Source organism: Polynucleobacter sp., assembly GCF_030693775.1.
Lineage (GTDB): Bacteria > Pseudomonadota > Gammaproteobacteria > Burkholderiales > Burkholderiaceae > Polynucleobacter.
This window is the reverse complement of the sequence record NZ_JAUXZY010000002.1, coordinates 19,433-36,886: the sequence shown is the minus strand read 5'-3', so window position 1 is coordinate 36,886 and position 17,454 is coordinate 19,433. Positions and strand designations below refer to the sequence as shown.

The window sequence follows — 17,454 nt, the reverse complement described above, 5'->3', positions numbered from 1 at the left end:
TAGGCTTAGATTTCTAAGTTATCAATCAGGCGGGTTTTGCCAAGCTTAGCAGCGGTCACAATCACGAGCGGTTGACCGCCATCCAAATCGGCTTGCGTTGGTTTGGCCAAATCCCGCTGTTGGCGAATCGCCATGTAGTCCGGCTGCCATCCCCGCACCTGCATTTGCGTCAAGGCGTTCGCCTCGATATCCATGAGCGCACTTACTGTCTTTTCCTTGAGACCAAGGACTTGTTCCCGCATCATACTTAACTGGCGTTGCAGTGCAGGGGCTTCGGCGCGCTCGCTTGCCGAAAGATAGATGTTGCGCGAAGACAGGGCTAATCCATCTTCAGCACGAACGGTTTCAGCTGGGACAATATCAACCGGTAAGGCAAATTGACTCGCCATCTGCCGAACGATCATCAGCTGCTGGTAATCCTTTTTTCCAAAGACCGCAACTCGGGGCTGCACACAGGAAAAGAGTTTTAAAACAACCGTACAGACACCCTTAAAAAAGCCGGGCCTGAACTCACCTTCAAGAATATCCCCAAGTTGTTGGGGTGGATCGACGCGGTATTCTTGGGGTTGTGGATAGAGGTCTTTTTCAGTCGGGGCAAATAAAATGTAGACCCCTTCTTTTTCAAGCTTGTCGATGTCAGCCTGCATGGTTCGAGGGTAACTATCAAAATCTTCGTTCGGACCAAATTGCAAGCGGTTGACAAAAATACTCGCTACTACCGGATCGCCATGTTGGCGCGCCAAGCGCATTAACGATAAATGACCTTCGTGCAAATTGCCCATGGTGGGTACAAACGAGGCGCGATTTTGACCCCGCAAATGATCACGTAACTCATTGATATCGCTAATTATTTTCATGCGCTGGGGGTGTAGGCCAGGCGCACGTAAATGGGTGCATAGGGCTCTGCTTGGGTAATCTCTACCAAGGCTTCCCGTGAGAGTTCGAGCATGGCAATGAAATTCACAATCACCACAGGCACGCCGTTGCCAGATGCAATCGCATCTTCAAACAATTCACTGAACTCAACAAAGCGCGTGCTTTGCAGGCGACGCAAAATGCGCGTCATAAAATCACGCACCGATAGGGTTTCACGGGTGATGGTGTGGTGCTGATTTAATTTTGCTCGGTGCAATACATCACGCCAAGCCATTTGCAAGTCTTCTAAATTAACTTCGGGCCATGTCACTGCTACCGTTGTATCGACATAGCCGTGGGCGATTTGGAAGTCACGCCCTTGCTGCGGAATCTGGTCTAACTCTTGTGCCGCTAATTTCATACGCTCGTATTCAAGCAGTCGGCGCACCAACTCGGCACGTGGATCTTCCACCTCTTCTTCGCTATCAGCCTTTTTCATGGGCAGAAGCATGCGCGATTTGATTTCAATCAACATGGCTGCCATCAGCAGATACTCTGCAGCCAGTTCTAAATTGGTATGGCGAATTTGATCAATGTAGGTCAGGTACTGGGATGTAACCTGTGCCATCGGAATGTCCAGCACATTGAAGTTCTGTTTGCGAATCAGGTAGAGCAGTAAATCGAGTGGGCCTTCAAACGCCTCTAGAAAAACCTCGAGCGCATCGGGCGGAATATACAGGTCAGTCGGGAGCTTAAACAGGGGCTCGCCATACAGCTTGGCAAAAGCCTCTGACATGCCATCGGTAACCGAGGGCGTGCTGTCAAACAAACTCTCTACCGGCTGAACCAGGGGGTCATTCATTGGAATAAACGTAGGCCCGTTGTTTCACTTTGGCGGCCTTTAGGCGGCGCTGCTCATCAAGGCTGACTGGTTCTTTGTCCCAAAGGAGGGCGCGCCCAGCTTGCTGTTCTTGCTCCAAGGTGGGTTTAGCCGCTTTGAGTTTTTCAAGAAATACGGTGACGTCAGATTGGTATTTACGCATATCGATACTTAATTCTCAATAAATTCAATAACTTATAAAATCCCAGGGAACTGGGCAACCCTCATTATTAACGATTTTGTATGGCCTAAGTCAGATTTGTGTCGACATCCCGTTTTTAGCTATTGGCTGCTAATAGAGCGTCAATTTGAGCCGGCTCAACGCGGCTCATGAGATGGGTATAGGGCAGGATGGGCTGCTGGCTAGAGAGGGGTGTATTGATGTCGCTCCAGGCCATCGGCGCTACACATAAAAAACGTTCAACACCGGCAGCAACCTGCGGCAATACTGGTTTGAGGTACAGACTTAAACACCGAAATGCTTCCAAGGTCACGCTGCAAATTGCCTGAAGATCGGCTGTGCGCTCGGGATCTTTGGCGATGTCCCATGGTTTGTTTTCATCGACAAAGGCGTTGACTTGATCTGCCAATTCCATAATGGCGCGAACGGCTTTCGCAAACTCGCGTCCTTCATACAGTTCAGCAATCTTGGTATTGGCTGATCGAATCGACATCAGCAAGGGATGTTGCATGGCATCGTCCACAACCACACCACCAAAACGCTTCACCAAAAAGCCAGCGCTGCGACTCGCAATATTGATGTACTTGCCAATCAAGTCACTATTGACCCGTGCAACGAAGTCGCTCAGATTGAGGTCAAGATCCTCCATGCTGTCGTTGAGCTTGGTCGCAAAGTAGTAGCGGAACCACTCAGGATTAAAGCCCGACTCAATGACACTGTTGGCTGAGATCAGAGTGCCACGTGACTTACTCATCTTTTCACCGTCGACCGTCAGAAAGCCGTGCGCGAATACGTTGGTGGGGGTGCGGTAGCCAGCGAAATGCAAGGTAGCAGGCCAAAACAAGGTGTGGAAATACAAAATGTCTTTGCCAATAAAGTGGTACTGCTCAGTTGTGCTGTCCGCTCTTACCCACTCATTAAAATCCAGACCTTTGTCAGTGCAGTATTTTAAGAAACTGGCGTAATAGCCAATGGGCGCATCGAGCCAGACATAAAAATACTTGCCAGGGGCATCGGGGATTTCAAAGCCAAAGTAGGGGGCATCGCGCGAAATATCCCAATCACCTAATTTACTGTCACCAGCTTGCCCAACCCACTCTTTCATTTTGTTGCGGGCTTCGGATTGCAGTGGTGTGCGGACCTGAGTCCAGTCGCGCAAGAAGGTTTCACAGCGGGGATCGGATAACTTGAAGAAGTAGTGATCAGATACTTTGCGAATCGGTGTCGCGCCACTGACGACCGAGAAGGGATCAATTAAATCGGTAGGCGCGTAGGTGGCGCCGCATTTTTCACAGGAGTCGCCATATTGATCGGGCGCTTTGCATTTAGGACACTTGCCTTTAATAAAGCGATCCGGGAGGAACATTTCTTTTACGGGATCGTAGGCCTGCTCGATGGCGCGCTTTTCAATCAGACCTGCGTCACGAAGCTTGAGGTAAATATCTCCTGCCAACTTTTCATTTTCTGGGCTATCGGTGGTGTAGTAGTGATCGAAGGAGATTAAAAATGCATCAAAGTCGCGCTTATGTTCTTGCCAGACCTTAGCAATTAACTCTTTGGGGGTCAGTCCCTCTTTCTCGGCGCGCAGCATGATGGGGGTGCCATGGGTGTCATCTGCTCCCATGTAATGCACTTCGTGACCCTGCATCCGTTGATAGCGAACCCAAATATCGGTTTGAATGTATTCCACCAAATGGCCAATGTGAATCTGCCCATTGGCATAAGGCAGGGCAGAGGTAACTAAAAGGCGGCGTGGCGAACGACTCATACTGTAGGCGGGGTACGGTTTGGGTAAAAAGGCAAAATTAGGCTTATCGGGTGAATTATGCTGCTAGAGCATGGATTTTAGACTGCGGTTAAAGTAAAGCTCGCATTTAAAATGACAAGAATGAATCAAGGAAGACGTGTATGGCAGTAAATCCCCGAATTGCGATGTCCAATGCTTCTGTCCCTCTCATCCATGAGGTCCAGATCATCGATGAGGCCGGCCGTCATAAAACCGTCCATGTACCGGGTGAGCGCTCGCTAACGATTTATTTGGACAAGCGTGAGCTTGTCACCCTCATGACCCTCGGTAGCGCCCCTGAGGCCTTGGTGCTGGGCTATTTGCGTAACCAGCGTTTGGTGGAATCGCCGGATGACATCGAAAGCATTCAGGTTGACTGGGAAACGGATTCAGCCGCAGTCAAAACCCGGCGCAGCACCGTCGATATCGATCAAATGACCAGTAAGCGCATTGTGACCACCGGCTGCGGACAGGGCACGATGTTTGGCGGCTTAATCGAGGAAATGGAGCAAATCCGCCTGGCGGATGGCCCCACCTTGAATCAGGCGGCGATTGTGGACCTCATCGACCAAATTCGCCAGCATGACACCATCTACAAGAAATCCGGCTCAGTGCATGCCTGCGCTGTATTTGAGCGCAAGGGCGAGGATCAGGTGGAATTGCTCCACTTTATTGAGGACGTGGGCCGCCACAATGCAGTGGACTCGATTTCTGGGCTGATGTGGCTGGCTGACAAGGCGGGTCGGGATTTGGTGTTTTTTACGACCGGGCGCTTAACCTCGGAGATGGTCATTAAGGGTGCGCAGATGGGCATCCCCTTTCTACTGACGCGTTCCGGTGTAACCCAGATGGGCCTTGAGCTTGCCCGAAAGACCCACCTGACGCTTCTGTCACGTTGCTCTGGAACCCATTTTGAGATTTACAACGCCCCTGAGCGGGTTGTTTTTAGTCCGCCCAAGCAGTAAATAGATGGTCTTCGGGGTCAGGTTGGTTTTACAATTCCGCCATGACTATTAAATCCGACCACTGGATTCGCCGTATGGCCGAAGAGGGCATGATCAGCCCGTTTGAGCCTGGCCAAATCCGCCAAGACGCCGCTGGACAAAAAATCGTGAGCTACGGTACCTCGAGCTACGGTTACGACATTCGTTGTGCAAATGAATTCAAGATCTTCACCAACATCAACAGCACGATTGTGGACCCAAAGCATTTCGATGAAAAATCCTTTGTGGATTTTCAAGGAGATGTGTGCATTATTCCGCCCAACTCCTTTGCTCTGGCCCGTACGGTCGAATACTTCAAAATCCCACGCAGCGTTCTGACGATCTGCGTTGGTAAGAGCACGTATGCACGCTGCGGCATTATTGTGAACGTCACTCCATTTGAGCCTGAGTGGGAAGGGTATGTCACCCTCGAGTTTTCAAACACCACGCCACTGCCAGCAAAAATCTATGCGGGCGAGGGGTGTGCTCAAGTCCTCTTTTTTGAAAGCGATGAAGTTTGCGGGACCTCGTACAAGGACCGCGGCGGCAAGTACCAAGGGCAGCAGGGCGTTACGCTACCGAAGACCTAATTGCATTAGGCAATTTTCCAAAGGCACACATGAAATTTCGTTTCCCAATCATCATTATTGATGAGGACTTTCGCTCTGAAAATATTTCAGGTTCCGGTATTCGCGACCTGGCTTTAGCCATCGAAGGCGAGGGCATCGAAGTGATTGGCCTAACGAGTTATGGGGACTTAACGTCATTCGCACAGCAAGCCTCGCGCGCCTCCTGTTTTGTTTTATCGATTGATGATGAGGAGTTCATCAGCGATACCGAAGACAATGATTTGCCCGCTTTGAATAACCTGCGCGCCTTTGTTGCCGAAGTGCGTAAGCGCAATGAAGACATTCCAATTTTCTTGTATGGCGAGACCCGTACCTCACGCCACATGCCCAATGATATTTTGCGTGAGTTGCATGGCTTCATTCATATGAATGAAGACACGCCAGAATTTGTGGCGCGCCACATCATCCGCGAAGCGAAGGTCTACCTCGACTCATTAGCGCCTCCCTTCTTCCGTGCCCTGACACATTACGCGTCTGAAGGCTCGTATTCCTGGCATTGCCCCGGCCACTCGGGCGGTGTTGCTTTCCTTAAAAGTCCAGTGGGCCGCATGTTTCATCAATTCTTTGGTGAGAATATGCTGCGCGCCGACGTATGTAATGCCGTTGAAGAATTAGGTCAGTTGCTTGACCACACCGGCCCAGTTCTAGCCAGCGAACACAATGCCGCGCGAATTTTCAATGCCGATCACTTGTTTTTTGTCACCAATGGCACGTCCACGTCCAACAAGATTGTTTGGCACTCGACCGTTGCCCCGGGTGACATTGTTTTAGTTGATCGCAATTGCCATAAATCGGTGATTCATTCGATCACGATGATGGGCGCGATTCCGATTTTCCTGATGCCAACGCGTAACCATCTTGGCATCATTGGCCCGATTCCGAAGGAAGAGTTTGAATGGGCGAACATTAAAAAGAAAATCGATGCCAACCCTTTTATTCAAGACAAAAACGCCATACCCCGCGTGATGACCCTCACGCAAAGTACCTATGACGGCATTATTTATAACGTCGAGATGATTAAAGAGATGCTCGACGGCAAGGTGGATTCCTTGCATTTCGATGAGGCATGGTTACCGCATGCGGCCTTCCATCCATTCTATAAAGACATGCATGCGATTGGCGCAGACCGCAAGCGAACTAAGAAAAGCTTGATGTTCGCAACCCAATCAACCCACAAACTGTTGGCTGGCTTATCGCAAGCATCGCAAGTCTTGGTGCAAGATGCGGATGAGCATAAATTGGATCGCGATTGCTTTAATGAAGCGTATTTGATGCACACCTCCACCAGTCCACAGTACGCCATCATTGCCTCGTGCGATGTGTCGGCTGCGATGATGGAAGCCCCCGGCGGAACCACCTTAGTGGAAGAATCGATTGCGGAGGCGATGGATTTCCGCAGAGCCATGCGGGAGGTCGATGAGCAATTTGGTGCTGACTGGTGGTTTAAGGTCTGGGGCCCTGATCATTTGGCCGAAGATGGGATTGGTGAGCGCAGTGACTGGGTTTTAGAGCCCAACGCTAGCTGGCATGATTTTGGTAAGTTGGCGAACGACTTCAATATGCTGGACCCCATCAAGGCTACCATCGTTACCCCTGGCCTTGATATTGAAGGCAACTTTGGCACAACTGGTATACCCGCGAGCATCGTCACCAAGTATCTGGCTGAGCACGGCATTATTGTTGAGAAATGCGGGCTGTATTCCTTCTTCATTATGTTTACCATTGGCATTACCAAGGGTCGCTGGAATACCTTGGTAACCGAGCTACAGCAATTTAAAGATCACTTTGATAAAAATGCGCCACTCTGGAAAGTATTGCCGGAGTTTGTGGCTAAGCACCCACGCTATGAGCGGGTTGGCCTAAATGACATTTGCCAGCAAATTCATGCCTTCTATAAAGGCCGTGATGTTGCGCGCATGACGACCGAGATGTATACCTCCGACATGGTACCGGCAATGATGCCCTCGGATGCATGGGCGCAAATGGCGCACAAAAAAGTCGATCGCGTACCTTTAGATCAGCTTGAAGGGCGCGTTACCGCGATGTTGGTTACGCCCTATCCACCTGGCATTCCCTTGCTGATTCCGGGCGAGCGCTTTAATAAACGCATCGTCGACTATCTGTACTTTGCGCGCGACTTTAATGCGCAGTTTCCTGGTTTTGAGACCGATATCCATGGTCTCGTAAAAACCGAGGTGGATGGTCGCAGCGAATACTATGTCGATTGCGTGCGTTTAGAAAAATAAGATTATCGGCTGGGTTTTTCAAGCTCAAAGCGGACTGGCGCATTCTCATCTGCTTTGGGGGAGGCCTTATCTCCCTCACCACTTTGCCCGCTCGTAAAGTCAAACTCTGAATTGATTGCGACGGGAGGCGGTTTATCCAAGAACGTAGTGACCAGTGCCGGAAATGCAATCACGAGGCCAACCATGATGAGTTGCAAACCAACCCACGGTAGAGCGCCCCAGTAGATGTCACTGCTTTTGACCTCTTTAGGCGCAACTCCACGAAGATAAAATAGGGCAAAGCCAAAGGGCGGGTGCATAAAGGATGTCTGCATATTGACGCAGAGCATGACGCCAAACCACACGAGGGCCGCATTGCCGGCAGCTTGCAGATTGCCATCCATGGCGCCGAGTAAAACCGGCGCAAGCATTTTTTCGGCGACGGGCGCTAGCAAGGGGACGATGATGAAGGCAATCTCAAAGAAGTCTAAAAAGAAGGCCAAGAAAAAGACCAGGATGTTCACCACAATCAAAAATCCAATCCAGCCGCCGGGAATATTGGCAAAGAGGTGCTCCACCCACACGCCGCCATCCACTCCCTGAAATACCACTGAGAAGCAGGTGGATCCAATCAAAATAAAGATCACCATCGAGGTCAGGCGCATGGTGTTTTGATAGGACTCGGTAATTTGTTTTTTGAGATTAGCAATTTTGCTGCGCCGTAGCCAGGCGAGTAACAGAGCCCCCATTGCACCCATTGCACCGGACTCCGTGGGAGTGGCGATACCGAGCAAAATGGTGCCTAAGACTAAAAAGATTAAAACGGCAGATGGAATAATGCCGAGCAGGCATTTTTTCCACAGCACCCAGCCGTTGGTTTGCACATCACTTAATGGTGCTGCCGGTAGCCAATCTGGTTTAAGGCGTGTGAGCGCAAAGGTGTAGAGCGCGAAAAGCCCAATCTGAATCAAGGATGGACCCCAGGCTCCCAAGTACATGTTGCCGACATCGGCACTGCCGGTTTGCGTTTTGAGTTGATCGGCGAGCACAATCAATACAAGGGATGGCGGTACCAATTGGGTAATCGTGCCAGAGGCTGCTAATACGCCAGTGGCATAGCGCATGTTGTAGCCATAGCGGATCATGATGGGCAAGGAGATCATGGCCATCGCAATGACTTGGGCCGCGACTGTGCCCGTGATTGCGCCCAGCACAAAGCCCACGATGATGACCGAATATCCTAGTCCGCCGCGTATCCGTCCAAACAATTGACTCATGGACTCGAGCATTTCTTCTGCAAGGCCGCAGCGCTCCAGAATGGCCCCCATAAAGGTGAAGAATGGGATCGCTAGCAATAAGTCGTTGGCTAGTACGCCACCAAAAATACGCTGCGGTATGGCTTGTAAAAAGACGAGATCAAAAAAGCCTTGGCTGATCGCAATGACACCAAAGAAAAGTCCGGCAGCCATCAAGGAAAACGCCACTGGAAAGCCGATCAACATAAAGACAATCAGGCCAGCAAACATCAGGGGCGGCATCCACTCTACGGAGATCATTGTTTTGGCTTCTCGTAAGCAGTAAGGGCAGGGGCGCCCAGTGTATTACCTTGCAGTAAAGCAATGCGCTTGATGATTTCAGACAGGCCCTGTAAGCACAGCATGAAAAACCCCATCGGCACGACAAACTTAATCGGGTAGCGCAAGAGCCCACCCGAATTAATCGAATGCTCAAGAGATAACAGTGAGGGGTAGAACAAGGAGGTCCAGGATAGCCAGGTAAACAAGATGCAGGCTGGCATTAAAAAGAAGCTCAGGCCAAATAGATCGACCCAGATGCGGCCGCGATCTGAGAGGCGAGCGTAAATCAAATCGACACGGACATGCTCATTGCGCTTTAAGGTATAGGAGGCACCGAGCATCACCGCTGCGGCAAACAAATACCATTGCAATTCCAAGGGCCAGTTATCGCTGAGATCAAAGCCGTAGCGCATGATTGCATTGCCTGCTGAAATCACACAGGAAAGCAAAATGAAGATACTCGCAGCCTTCCCAAGCCAGGCATTGACACTATCGATGCTAGAGGAGATGCGCTGCCAAAAAGCCATCACCGTTACTGAAAAAAGCGGTAACTAGAGTTTGAGTTCGGCGCGGCCACGCTGAACGGCCGCCAAGACTTGTTGTGGCGCAGTACCACCCGGATGCTGGCGCGACTGTACTGATCCAGTGACGGTCAATAAGGGGAACACATCCTCGCCAATCAGATCGGCTCTGGTATCCAAGCCGCAGGCAAAGCGGAGCTCGGATAAGCTCAGGTCCGTTAGGTTACATTTGCGACCAACGCAGGCTTTAACGGCATGAGCCACAGCCTCATGCGCGTCCCGAAACGCTAAGCCCTTTTTGACCAAATAGTCGGCTAAATCAGTGGCGGTAGCAAAGCCTTCTTCTGCTGCTGCTTGCATCACTGCCTTTTGAACCACGATGTGCGGAATCATGTCGGCAAAAATACGCAAGGTATCTTGCACGGTATCGACCGCATCAAACAAGGGTTCTTTGTCTTCTTGATTATCTTTGTTGTAAGCCAAGGGCTGGCTTTTCATGAGGGTCAGCAAGGCAATCAAATCGCCATACACACGACCGGTTTTGCCGCGGGCCAGTTCAGGCACGTCGGGATTTTTCTTTTGCGGCATGATTGAGCTACCCGTACAGAACCGATCGGGCAAATCAATAAAACCAAAGCGTGGGCTGAGCCATAGGATGAGCTCTTCCGATAGGCGCGAGACGTGCATCATCAGCGTTGCCGAAAAGGCGCAAAACTCAATCGCAAAATCCCGATCCGATACGGCATCCAAGGAGTTGGTGCAGATACCATCAAAGCCCAGCTTCTGTGCCACCCACTCACGATCAATTGGGTAGCTGGTTCCGGCTAAGGCGGCTGCCCCCAGCGGTAGGCGATTCATGCGCTTGCGGCAATCGGCTAGGCGGCTGGCATCGCGACTAAACATCTCAAAATAGGCCATGAGGTGATGGCCAAAGGTGATTGGCTGAGCAACCTGTAAATGGGTGTGGCCCGGCATGATGGTGGCTGCATGCGTCTCTGCCAGATTCAGTAAAGCGGAACGTAATGCTGTTAGGGAAACCTGAATCTCATCGATGTTGCTCCGTAGCCATAAACGCAAATCGGTCGCCACTTGGTCATTACGTGAACGTCCGGTATGCAGGCGCTTACCCGCATCGCCAATGAGGGCGGTCAGGCGGGCCTCGATATTGAGGTGAACATCCTCTAGGGCCAGCTGCCACTCAAACTGCCCGGCTTCGATTTCTCCTTTGATTTGGGCCATTCCCTTTTGAATGTCCGCTAAATCGGCGGCGCTGATGATTTTTTGGGTGGCCAGCATTTCGGCGTGGGCCAAGGAGCCCTCGATATCGACCAGGGCAAAGCGGTGGTCAAACCCAATGGAGGCGGTATAGCGCTGGACCAGTTCGTCGACCGGTTCGGCAAAGCGCGCCGACCACGCTTGGGCCTTGTTGGCCAGGGAATTTTTAGAGGAGCTCATAAAGGCAGTATATTGGTGTCAGTCATCTCTATTTTAAATGTTATGTCCCAACACCCGAATTCTGCCCCTTTCCCCCTCGCCCCAGCGCGTTTAGTGATTGCCTCCCGAGAGAGTCGCCTAGCCATGTGGCAGGCTGAGCACCTGCGCGATTGCCTAAAAAGCCTTTATCCCGACTGCCAGGTCGAGATTTTAGGAATGACCACCCGTGGTGACCAAATTTTGGACCGTGCGCTCTCTAAAGTGGGCGGTAAAGGCCTATTTGTAAAAGAGCTTGAGACTGCTTTAGCCGATGGAAGAGCCGATTTGGCGGTCCATTCCCTCAAAGACATGCCGATGGATATGCCGGACGGCTTTGCTTTAACGTGCGTGATGAGCCGTGAAGATGCGCGCGATGCCTTTGTTTCGAACGATTACGCTTCACTGGATGAGTTGCCACATGGCGCCGTTGTCGGTACCTCCAGCCTGCGCCGTGAGGCTATCCTGCGCAAGCATTTCCCCCACCTGCAGATCCAACCCTTGCGCGGTAACTTAGACACCCGCATGGGTAAATTGGACCGTGGTGAGTATCAGGCGATTATTTTGGCTGCCGCTGGCTTAAAGCGCCTGGGCCTAGCGAGTCGTATTAAAGCCTTCTTGCCGCTTGATCCCTACACACCCGCAGCAGGTCAGGGCGCCCTCGGGATTGAAACCCTCAGCAATCGGGCAGATATGCAGGCCTGGCTTGCCCCCCTGAATGACCTGCCTACTTTGCTTGCCGTTTCGGCAGAGCGGATGGTGTCGCGCCAGTTGGGTGGTTCATGCGAGGTACCTCTGGCAGCCCATGGCGAGTGGAATGGCTCACAGTTAGGCATTCGTTCCTTTGTGGCGAGCGTCGATGGCACGCAGATTTGTTTGGCTAGCGCTGCTGCCACGATTAAAACGGTTGCCGATGCAGAAGCGCTGGGGCTCTCCGTGGCGCAGGACCTGATGGCCCAAGGTGCGAGCGACTTACTGCCGTAATCATCATGAAATCCACTACGCTGGTTGTCACTCGGCCAAGTGGTCAAGCAAGCGCCCTAACCGAGGCGCTCCAAACAGCAATCGCAAGCATAGCGGCTTCACACCCTGAGCAGGGCTGGCAAGCGCCGCAGATTCTTGCCTTGCCGCTTTTAACCATTGTTCCCAAATCTGATCCGAATGTTGCAGCTGCAATCCGTACTGCAATGCAGACTGCCGACTTGGCTGTGTTTGTGAGTCCGAATGCGATTGAGTGCACCATGCGATTGTTGGGCGATGATTGGCAGTCGATCGCACAGCGCCCCATTCCGATTGGAGTGGTGGGCCAAAGTAGTTACCACGCACTTGAGCGTCATGGCATCGGCAGAGAAGTCAATCTACCCACCCCCATCTGGATGCCAGGCAATCCCGCGCAGTGGGATTCCGAAGGGCTATGGAAGGAGATTCAAAATCGCTTTCCGAGCTGGGCAGGCCGACGGGTCGTGGTATTTCGGGGTGATGGTGGTCGCGAGTGGCTAGCAGACCAATTGCAATCGGTTGGGGCGCAGGTTGAGGCAATTGCGGTGTATTCGCGCATACCGCTAAGTGAATCTAGCCCCCAATGGGAGAAGGTCCTCAATGCAGATACGGATAGCGCGCTTTGGATCCTCACTTCGTCTGAAGCAGTGCGGCATTTAGGTGCAGTTTTAAAACAGCAGTGCCGTCAAGATTATTTAGCGAGTGCAAGCGCACTATGCCCGCATCACAACATCGCTCGTAGCGCACACGAGATTGGTTTTGGGGTTGTACTAGAGTGCCACTCGGGTGATGCTGCTTTAGTTAGCGCTGCAATTACTTGGCTGGAGGCAGAGTCAAAAAAACCTCATTAACCAATAAGGGGTGGCCCTTGAGGTGGTAAAGGGTTCTTCTGGCCCATGAACCGGTCGGCATTTCCGAATAGCGACGCTGACAGTCTTTCCACAAGGTATGGCGACGATCCAATTGGGTAATCTCACGATGGGTTCTAAGTCGATTGCGATTGCGGTTACGGCCTTGAAATAAAACAGCGCCCAGCGGCTTTTTACCTAACTTTAGGATGGCGTGATTACTACCGCTTGCAGTAAGTATTGGGATGATGCTGCGGGCGATGACAACTGGCTCTTGATTGATGAGTAAGAGCACTTCCCGTACACGACAGCGTTTGGTGCGCCCATGAAAAAAGCGACTTTCGTCGCTATGGATGGTTTGAAGACAGTCCGCTAAAACTTTTACCTCGATGCGACTTTGAAAAGCCGCTTCGAGTTTACGCGTTAAAGAACCAGTGTCACTAAGCCACGTTTGCCACTGTCGCGGGGCAAGGTGAATTCCACCGGAACCGACTCGATTCCAAACAGAACGGAGGCGATTGCGGTGGAGCATGCTTAGTTACCGCCGAAGGATCTCCGTTGGCTTCCCGCTGCTTTTGGTTTGCCAAAGCGAGGACCCGTTGGGCGTGAATCGCCGGAGCGAGCACCTGCTGGCTTGGAATCAAAACGATCGGTAGGACGTGAATCGCCCGAGCGAGCACCTGCTGGCTTGGAATCAAAACGATTGGCTGGACGGGAATCACCTGAGAAACCGGCTGGCTTGGAATCAAAGCGTGGCGCTGGACGGGAATCGCCGCCACTGCGCTGTTCAAAATGACTGCCACCCGAACGGGATTCAAAACGGCCACCTGAGCGATTACCAGGACGCGAGTCAGAGCGTGCGCCAGGACGGCCACCCGAGCGGCTACCAGGACGTCCACCGCCACCACCAAAGCTAGGCTTGGCTTGTGGCTCAAGACCTGGAATCACGGAAGCAACAATGTCTTGCTGGGTAAAGCGTTCGATGTTCCGAATCTTGGCACGATCACGGTGCTCAACTAAGGTAATAGCAATGCCGTTACGACCAGCACGACCCGTACGACCGATGCGGTGTGTGTAGTCTTCTGGCTTCATTGGCAAGCCAAAGTTAATCACGTGGCTGATGCGGGGTACATCAATGCCGCGCGCAGCAACGTCAGTGGCAACCAAAATCTTGGTGTGGCCTTTGCGCAGGGATTCGAGGCGACGCATGCGAACCGCTTGTGGCATTGCGCCGTGCAGTGCAGTTGCTTCGTAACCATTGGCACGCAAGGTGTCAGCAATCTTTTCGCTTTCCACTTGGGTGCTTGCAAATACCACTGCTTGATCCACAGTAGGATCGGTTAAGAGGTGCTCTAACAAGCGGTGCTTGTGCGCCATGTTGTCAGCCCAATGCATTTTTTGCTCAATGTTGGAGTGCACATCACCAGCTTGCGCCAGTTCAATGCGCTTTGCATCATTGGTCAATTGGGTAGCCAAGGACATCACTTTAGGCGCAAAGGTCGCTGAGAACATCAGGGTTTGAGTGCGCTGTTTGCAACGCTCATCAATGGCCTCGAGGTCATCTGCAAAACCCATGTCTAACATGCGGTCGGCTTCATCAATTACGAGTTGCTTGACGTCATCCAGGCGAATTGCACGGCTGTCGCTCAGGTCGAGTAAACGACCTGGGGTTGCAACGACGAGCAATGCACCTTTGAGTGCTTGGATCTGTTTGCCGTAAGGCATACCGCCCATCACGGTTGCAATCCGAATGCCTTTAAAGCCGCGGGCTAAGTTAATGGCATCGGCAGCGACTTGTTGGGCTAGTTCACGGGTTGGGCACAGTACCAATACTTTGGGTTGTGCGCGGCCAGGAACAGGCGAATTGCTTGGGTTGCTCGCCAGCAATTGATTCAATAAAGGAAGCAAAAAGGCAGCGGTTTTGCCGCTACCGGTTTGGCTGCTGACCAAGAGGTCGCCGCCAGCCAAGGCTGCAGGAATAACCTGTGCTTGTACTGGAGTGGCTTGGGTAAAACCCAATTCAGCAACGTTTTGTAAGAGAGGGGCTGCTAAGCCAAACGATGCAAATGCATTAGCGCTGGAAGTAACGACAGATACCGTTACTTTTTCGCCTGCAGGAACATCGGAATGCGAGTCAGTTGACCCAGTGTGGTTTTCATTTAAAAAAGTCATGCAAATCACATCCCCATCGGGGATGTCTCCGGTTGTGCGCCTCAGTGTTTTAAAGGGCGCGATGGTCTAGGGCATCGACCATCAGACAAGCGGCAGCGGTGTGTTTATTGCTACTAAACTGATTCGCTGAATATGTAAATTGCTGGGGACGATGTTTCAAAAAGCCCTCCATTATGGCATGGTTCCACCCTAAGGGCAATCCCTAGGGTGTTTAATCTGATTATCATCGTTTCATGGGCTTTTTACTGCATTCATCAGACTTCGGCATCATTCACTTCCCCAGTTATCTGCTGGGGGCGATCCTCATTATCTTGCTGCCAGGCCCCAATTCGCTCTACGTTTTAGCCTTATCCGCAGAAAAAGGGTGGCGCAAAGGAATCTATGCAGCGGCTGGGATTGTGGTGGGCGATGCCATCATCATGCTCAGTGTTGCCTTGGGCGCAGCAACCGTACTCGCATCCTCACCCCTTATCTACACCATGCTTCGCCTCCTCGGCGCAGGTTATTTAGCGTGGTTGGGTCTTGGCATTATCCGAGTCGGGTTAGCACGCTTGCAGGCTGAGGGAGCGACTGCAAACACATCTAGCCTGCCACAAGCCGAGGCAATCCTGCGCCTCCATCCTTTTTTAGCGGCACTGCTTCTGGCGCTGACGAACCCCAAGGCCATTTTCTTTTTCATTTCTTTTTTTACGCAATTCGTTGATCCCGACTTTCATCAGCCGGCGCTCGGTTTTTTCTATCTTGCAGTTGTCACCCAATTGATCAGCATGGCGTATTTGGCCACTCTGATTGCGGCGGGTCAGCATTGCTTGGGCTTGGCAAAGGCGCATCCCCGGATTGCAGCCAGCCTATGGCTGGCAACCGGAGTACTCTTTATTGCCTTTAGTCTGCGTTTACTTCTTGAGTTGCTTTAATAAACGCGCTACTTTTTTTCCATAGGGCGGATGGACTGCGCTAGTGCCGCGCAACCAATTGAGTCCAAACAAACCACGCACCTGAAGCACTGGCTTGTAGTGACTGAGGGCATCAAATCCGGCTTTGCCGTGGTAAGCGCCCATACCGCTAGACCCAATGCCACCAAAGGGAATCCCATCGCATGCGGCATGCAACAGCACATCATTGACGGTGATACCACCAGAGCGGGTATCGGCAATCACGCGATTGAGATTCACCTTATTTTTTCCAAACCAGTAGAGTGCCAGTGGCGTAGGTGAACTTCCTGCGTTGATGAAATCAATCATCGCCGTTGTGCTTGCCGCACCATCACTTACTGTGATGATCGGCAGAATGGGGCCGAAAATTTCTTCTTGCATCACTGCAGATTCCGGAGAAACCTTGCTCAGTGCAACCGGTTCAAAAACCCGCCCTGACTCGCTACTAGCTTCTAGTAAAGGCGTCGCTATTGCACCATGGGCAATCGCATCGTCGATTAAAAAATGCCAGCGCGCCGTTTGCTCCGGATCAATTGGGCCCGTGAGCATTTCGGGTTTACCAAATTGAGCTTGTGCAGCCTTCACGATTTCAGCAAGGAGCGCATCGTGTTGTTTCTCTCCTACTAAAACATAGTCTGGTGCAATACAGGTCTGCCCGCTATTGAGTAATTTGCCATAGACAATACTGCTCGCGGCATCACGTAAATTGGCTGAGGTATCCACGAGCGCAGGAGACTTGCCACCTAGCTCTAAAGTCACCGGCACCAGATTGTCGGCAGCGGCGCGCATCACTTTTTTGCCGATGGCTGTGCTGCCACTAAAGAACAGGTGATCGAAGGGGAGGGCAGCAAAATCGGCTGCGGTGTTGGCATCACCCGTCGTCACATTAAATTCAGTGAAATGAAAATACTCCTGAATCAGGGTCGCCAAAAAACCCGAGGTACGGCTACTGCGCTCCGATGGTTTGAGCCAAACCCGATTACCTGCAGCCAATGCGGCAATGGCCGGCGCAAGCGCCAACAAGATGGGGTAGTTCCAGGGACTCATGATGCCCACAATGCCCTTGGGCTGAGCTTGCATCCAAGCGGTCGAGCTTGATAGGTAGGCTGGCGTCTCTAAATGAATGGGTTTGAGCCATTCTTTGAGGTGTTTTTTGGTATAGCGGCAGGCCTGATAAATTTGACTGAGTTCTGCCAGTTGGGTTTCCATCGGATGGCGGTGACCAAAGTCAGCAGCAACCGCTTTGCAAATCTTTTCTTCATTGGCGCGCAGCATTGCCTCTACGCGGCCAATTCGCTCCAGGCGCTTCTCCATCGTGGAGTGTGGTTCCGCTGCATAGGCTGCGCGGATTTCATCAAGCTGGATGGTCAGGCGATTCATAGAGGGCAATATCAGT

The 17,454-nt window shown here is 51.8% G+C and carries 16 protein-coding genes; 6 read left to right on the top strand and 10 right to left on the bottom strand.

Translation table 11 applies throughout. The features are described 5' to 3' along the window. Nucleotides 1–5 precede the first annotated feature (5 nt). The 4 genes from panC to metG form a co-directional block, all read right to left on the bottom strand. Nucleotides 6–857: a pantoate--beta-alanine ligase gene (gene panC / locus Q8M75_RS01095; protein WP_305485287.1), complete on the bottom strand. Its 852-nt coding sequence runs from the start codon at nucleotides 855–857 to the stop codon at nucleotides 6–8. Then, complete coding sequence (locus tag Q8M75_RS01090) at nucleotides 854–1,717, bottom strand: ScpA family protein (protein ID WP_305485285.1); 864 nt, start codon at nucleotides 1,715–1,717, stop codon at nucleotides 854–856. The genes panC and Q8M75_RS01090 overlap by 4 nt, the downstream gene beginning before the upstream one ends. Then, nucleotides 1,710–1,898 (bottom strand): DUF3460 family protein, encoded by a 189-nt coding sequence (locus Q8M75_RS01085; protein WP_305485284.1) that lies wholly within the window; start codon nucleotides 1,896–1,898, stop codon nucleotides 1,710–1,712. The genes Q8M75_RS01090 and Q8M75_RS01085 overlap by 8 nt, the downstream gene beginning before the upstream one ends. A gap of 115 nt (nucleotides 1,899–2,013) precedes the next feature. Beyond that, entirely contained in the window at nucleotides 2,014–3,684 is a 1,671-nt protein-coding gene (gene metG / locus Q8M75_RS01080) for a methionine--tRNA ligase (RefSeq protein ID WP_371131724.1), read from the bottom strand. Between the two features lie 140 nt (nucleotides 3,685–3,824). Between metG and Q8M75_RS01075 the strand changes: the two genes are divergently transcribed. The 3 genes from Q8M75_RS01075 to Q8M75_RS01065 are packed head-to-tail and all read left to right on the top strand — an operon-like array spanning nucleotide 3,825 to nucleotide 7,560. Further along, complete coding sequence (locus tag Q8M75_RS01075) at nucleotides 3,825–4,667, top strand: formate dehydrogenase accessory sulfurtransferase FdhD (protein ID WP_305485282.1); 843 nt, start codon at nucleotides 3,825–3,827, stop codon at nucleotides 4,665–4,667. 41 nt (nucleotides 4,668–4,708) lie between these two features. Continuing rightward, nucleotides 4,709–5,275 carry a dCTP deaminase gene (gene dcd, locus Q8M75_RS01070; protein WP_108468686.1) on the top strand — a complete coding sequence of 189 codons (567 nt, stop codon included), beginning with the start codon at nucleotides 4,709–4,711 and terminating at the stop codon, nucleotides 5,273–5,275. A gap of 29 nt (nucleotides 5,276–5,304) precedes the next feature. Then, complete coding sequence (locus Q8M75_RS01065) at nucleotides 5,305–7,560, top strand: arginine/lysine/ornithine decarboxylase (RefSeq protein WP_305485278.1); 2,256 nt, start codon at nucleotides 5,305–5,307, stop codon at nucleotides 7,558–7,560. 2 nt (nucleotides 7,561–7,562) lie between these two features. Here the strand turns inward: Q8M75_RS01065 and Q8M75_RS01060 are convergent, their stop codons facing one another. Genes Q8M75_RS01060 through argH form a run of 3 tightly spaced genes read right to left on the bottom strand, consistent with a single transcriptional unit; the run spans nucleotide 7,563 to nucleotide 11,092 of the window. Beyond that, the gene (locus tag Q8M75_RS01060; RefSeq protein ID WP_305485276.1) at nucleotides 7,563–9,095 is read right to left on the bottom strand and encodes a TRAP transporter large permease subunit; all 1,533 of its coding nucleotides are present in this window, start codon (nucleotides 9,093–9,095) and stop codon (nucleotides 7,563–7,565) included. Further along, complete coding sequence (locus tag Q8M75_RS01055; RefSeq protein WP_305485273.1) at nucleotides 9,092–9,643, bottom strand: TRAP transporter small permease subunit; 552 nt, start codon at nucleotides 9,641–9,643, stop codon at nucleotides 9,092–9,094. Before Q8M75_RS01055 ends, Q8M75_RS01060 begins: the two co-directional genes overlap by 4 nt. A 24-nt stretch (nucleotides 9,644–9,667) precedes the next feature. Beyond that, nucleotides 9,668–11,092: an argininosuccinate lyase gene (gene argH, locus Q8M75_RS01050; RefSeq protein ID WP_305485271.1), complete on the bottom strand. Its 1,425-nt coding sequence runs from the start codon at nucleotides 11,090–11,092 to the stop codon at nucleotides 9,668–9,670. 42 nt (nucleotides 11,093–11,134) lie between these two features. Here argH and hemC point away from each other — a divergent pair, with 42 nt between their 5' ends. Both hemC and Q8M75_RS01040 read left to right on the top strand, forming a co-directional pair. Then, nucleotides 11,135–12,091 carry a hydroxymethylbilane synthase gene (gene hemC, locus Q8M75_RS01045; protein ID WP_305485269.1) on the top strand — a complete coding sequence of 319 codons (957 nt, stop codon included), beginning with the start codon at nucleotides 11,135–11,137 and terminating at the stop codon, nucleotides 12,089–12,091. A 5-nt stretch (nucleotides 12,092–12,096) separates the two neighbouring features. Beyond that, nucleotides 12,097–12,957, top strand: a complete 861-nt coding sequence (locus Q8M75_RS01040; RefSeq protein WP_305485266.1) for a uroporphyrinogen-III synthase — start codon at nucleotides 12,097–12,099, stop codon at nucleotides 12,955–12,957. Here the strand turns inward: Q8M75_RS01040 and Q8M75_RS01035 are convergent. Both Q8M75_RS01035 and Q8M75_RS01030 read right to left on the bottom strand, forming a co-directional pair. Beyond that, nucleotides 12,920–13,486, bottom strand: a complete 567-nt coding sequence (locus Q8M75_RS01035) for a chorismate lyase (RefSeq protein ID WP_305485265.1) — start codon at nucleotides 13,484–13,486, stop codon at nucleotides 12,920–12,922. The two genes, Q8M75_RS01040 and Q8M75_RS01035, sit on opposite strands and share 38 nt — an antisense overlap. Before the next feature lie 2 nt (nucleotides 13,487–13,488). Further along, on the bottom strand, nucleotides 13,489–15,126 hold the full coding sequence (locus Q8M75_RS01030) for a DEAD/DEAH box helicase (RefSeq protein WP_305485263.1): 1,638 nt from the start codon (nucleotides 15,124–15,126) through the stop codon (nucleotides 13,489–13,491). Nucleotides 15,127–15,359: 233 nt separating this feature from the next. Between Q8M75_RS01030 and leuE the strand changes: the two genes are divergently transcribed. Continuing rightward, nucleotides 15,360–16,040 carry a leucine efflux protein LeuE gene (leuE, locus tag Q8M75_RS01025; RefSeq protein ID WP_305485260.1) on the top strand — a complete coding sequence of 227 codons (681 nt, stop codon included), beginning with the start codon at nucleotides 15,360–15,362 and terminating at the stop codon, nucleotides 16,038–16,040. On the opposite strand, the gene Q8M75_RS01020 is transcribed toward leuE, so the two are convergent. After that, nucleotides 16,020–17,438 (bottom strand): aldehyde dehydrogenase family protein, encoded by a 1,419-nt coding sequence (locus Q8M75_RS01020; RefSeq protein ID WP_305485258.1) that lies wholly within the window; start codon nucleotides 17,436–17,438, stop codon nucleotides 16,020–16,022. The two genes, leuE and Q8M75_RS01020, sit on opposite strands and share 21 nt — an antisense overlap. Between the last annotated feature and the right edge of the window lie 16 nt (nucleotides 17,439–17,454).

Bases quoted from the DNA above. Each gene is read 5' to 3' on its own strand.
- dcd (WP_108468686.1), top strand. From the start codon at position 4,709: ATGACTATTAAATCCGACCACTGGATTCGCCGTATGGCCGAAGAGGGC.
- Q8M75_RS01035 (WP_305485265.1), bottom strand. From the start codon at position 13,486: ATGCTCCACCGCAATCGCCTCCGTTCTGTTTGGAATCGAGTCGGTTCC.
- Q8M75_RS01055 (WP_305485273.1), bottom strand. From the start codon at position 9,643: ATGGCTTTTTGGCAGCGCATCTCCTCTAGCATCGATAGTGTCAATGCC.
- panC (WP_305485287.1), bottom strand. From the start codon at position 857: ATGAAAATAATTAGCGATATCAATGAGTTACGTGATCATTTGCGGGGT.
- Q8M75_RS01085 (WP_305485284.1), bottom strand. From the start codon at position 1,898: ATGCGTAAATACCAATCTGACGTCACCGTATTTCTTGAAAAACTCAAA.
- argH (WP_305485271.1), bottom strand. From the start codon at position 11,092: ATGAGCTCCTCTAAAAATTCCCTGGCCAACAAGGCCCAAGCGTGGTCG.
- Q8M75_RS01020 (WP_305485258.1), bottom strand. From the start codon at position 17,438: ATGAATCGCCTGACCATCCAGCTTGATGAAATCCGCGCAGCCTATGCA.
- Q8M75_RS01065 (WP_305485278.1), top strand. From the start codon at position 5,305: ATGAAATTTCGTTTCCCAATCATCATTATTGATGAGGACTTTCGCTCT.
- Q8M75_RS01090 (WP_305485285.1), bottom strand. From the start codon at position 1,717: ATGAATGACCCCCTGGTTCAGCCGGTAGAGAGTTTGTTTGACAGCACG.
- Q8M75_RS01040 (WP_305485266.1), top strand. From the start codon at position 12,097: ATGAAATCCACTACGCTGGTTGTCACTCGGCCAAGTGGTCAAGCAAGC.
- Q8M75_RS01075 (WP_305485282.1), top strand. From the start codon at position 3,825: ATGGCAGTAAATCCCCGAATTGCGATGTCCAATGCTTCTGTCCCTCTC.
- metG (WP_371131724.1), bottom strand. From the start codon at position 3,684: ATGAGTCGTTCGCCACGCCGCCTTTTAGTTACCTCTGCCCTGCCTTAT.
- hemC (WP_305485269.1), top strand. From the start codon at position 11,135: ATGTCCCAACACCCGAATTCTGCCCCTTTCCCCCTCGCCCCAGCGCGT.
- Q8M75_RS01060 (WP_305485276.1), bottom strand. From the start codon at position 9,095: ATGATCTCCGTAGAGTGGATGCCGCCCCTGATGTTTGCTGGCCTGATT.
- leuE (WP_305485260.1), top strand. From the start codon at position 15,360: ATGGGCTTTTTACTGCATTCATCAGACTTCGGCATCATTCACTTCCCC.
- Q8M75_RS01030 (WP_305485263.1), bottom strand. From the start codon at position 15,126: ATGACTTTTTTAAATGAAAACCACACTGGGTCAACTGACTCGCATTCC.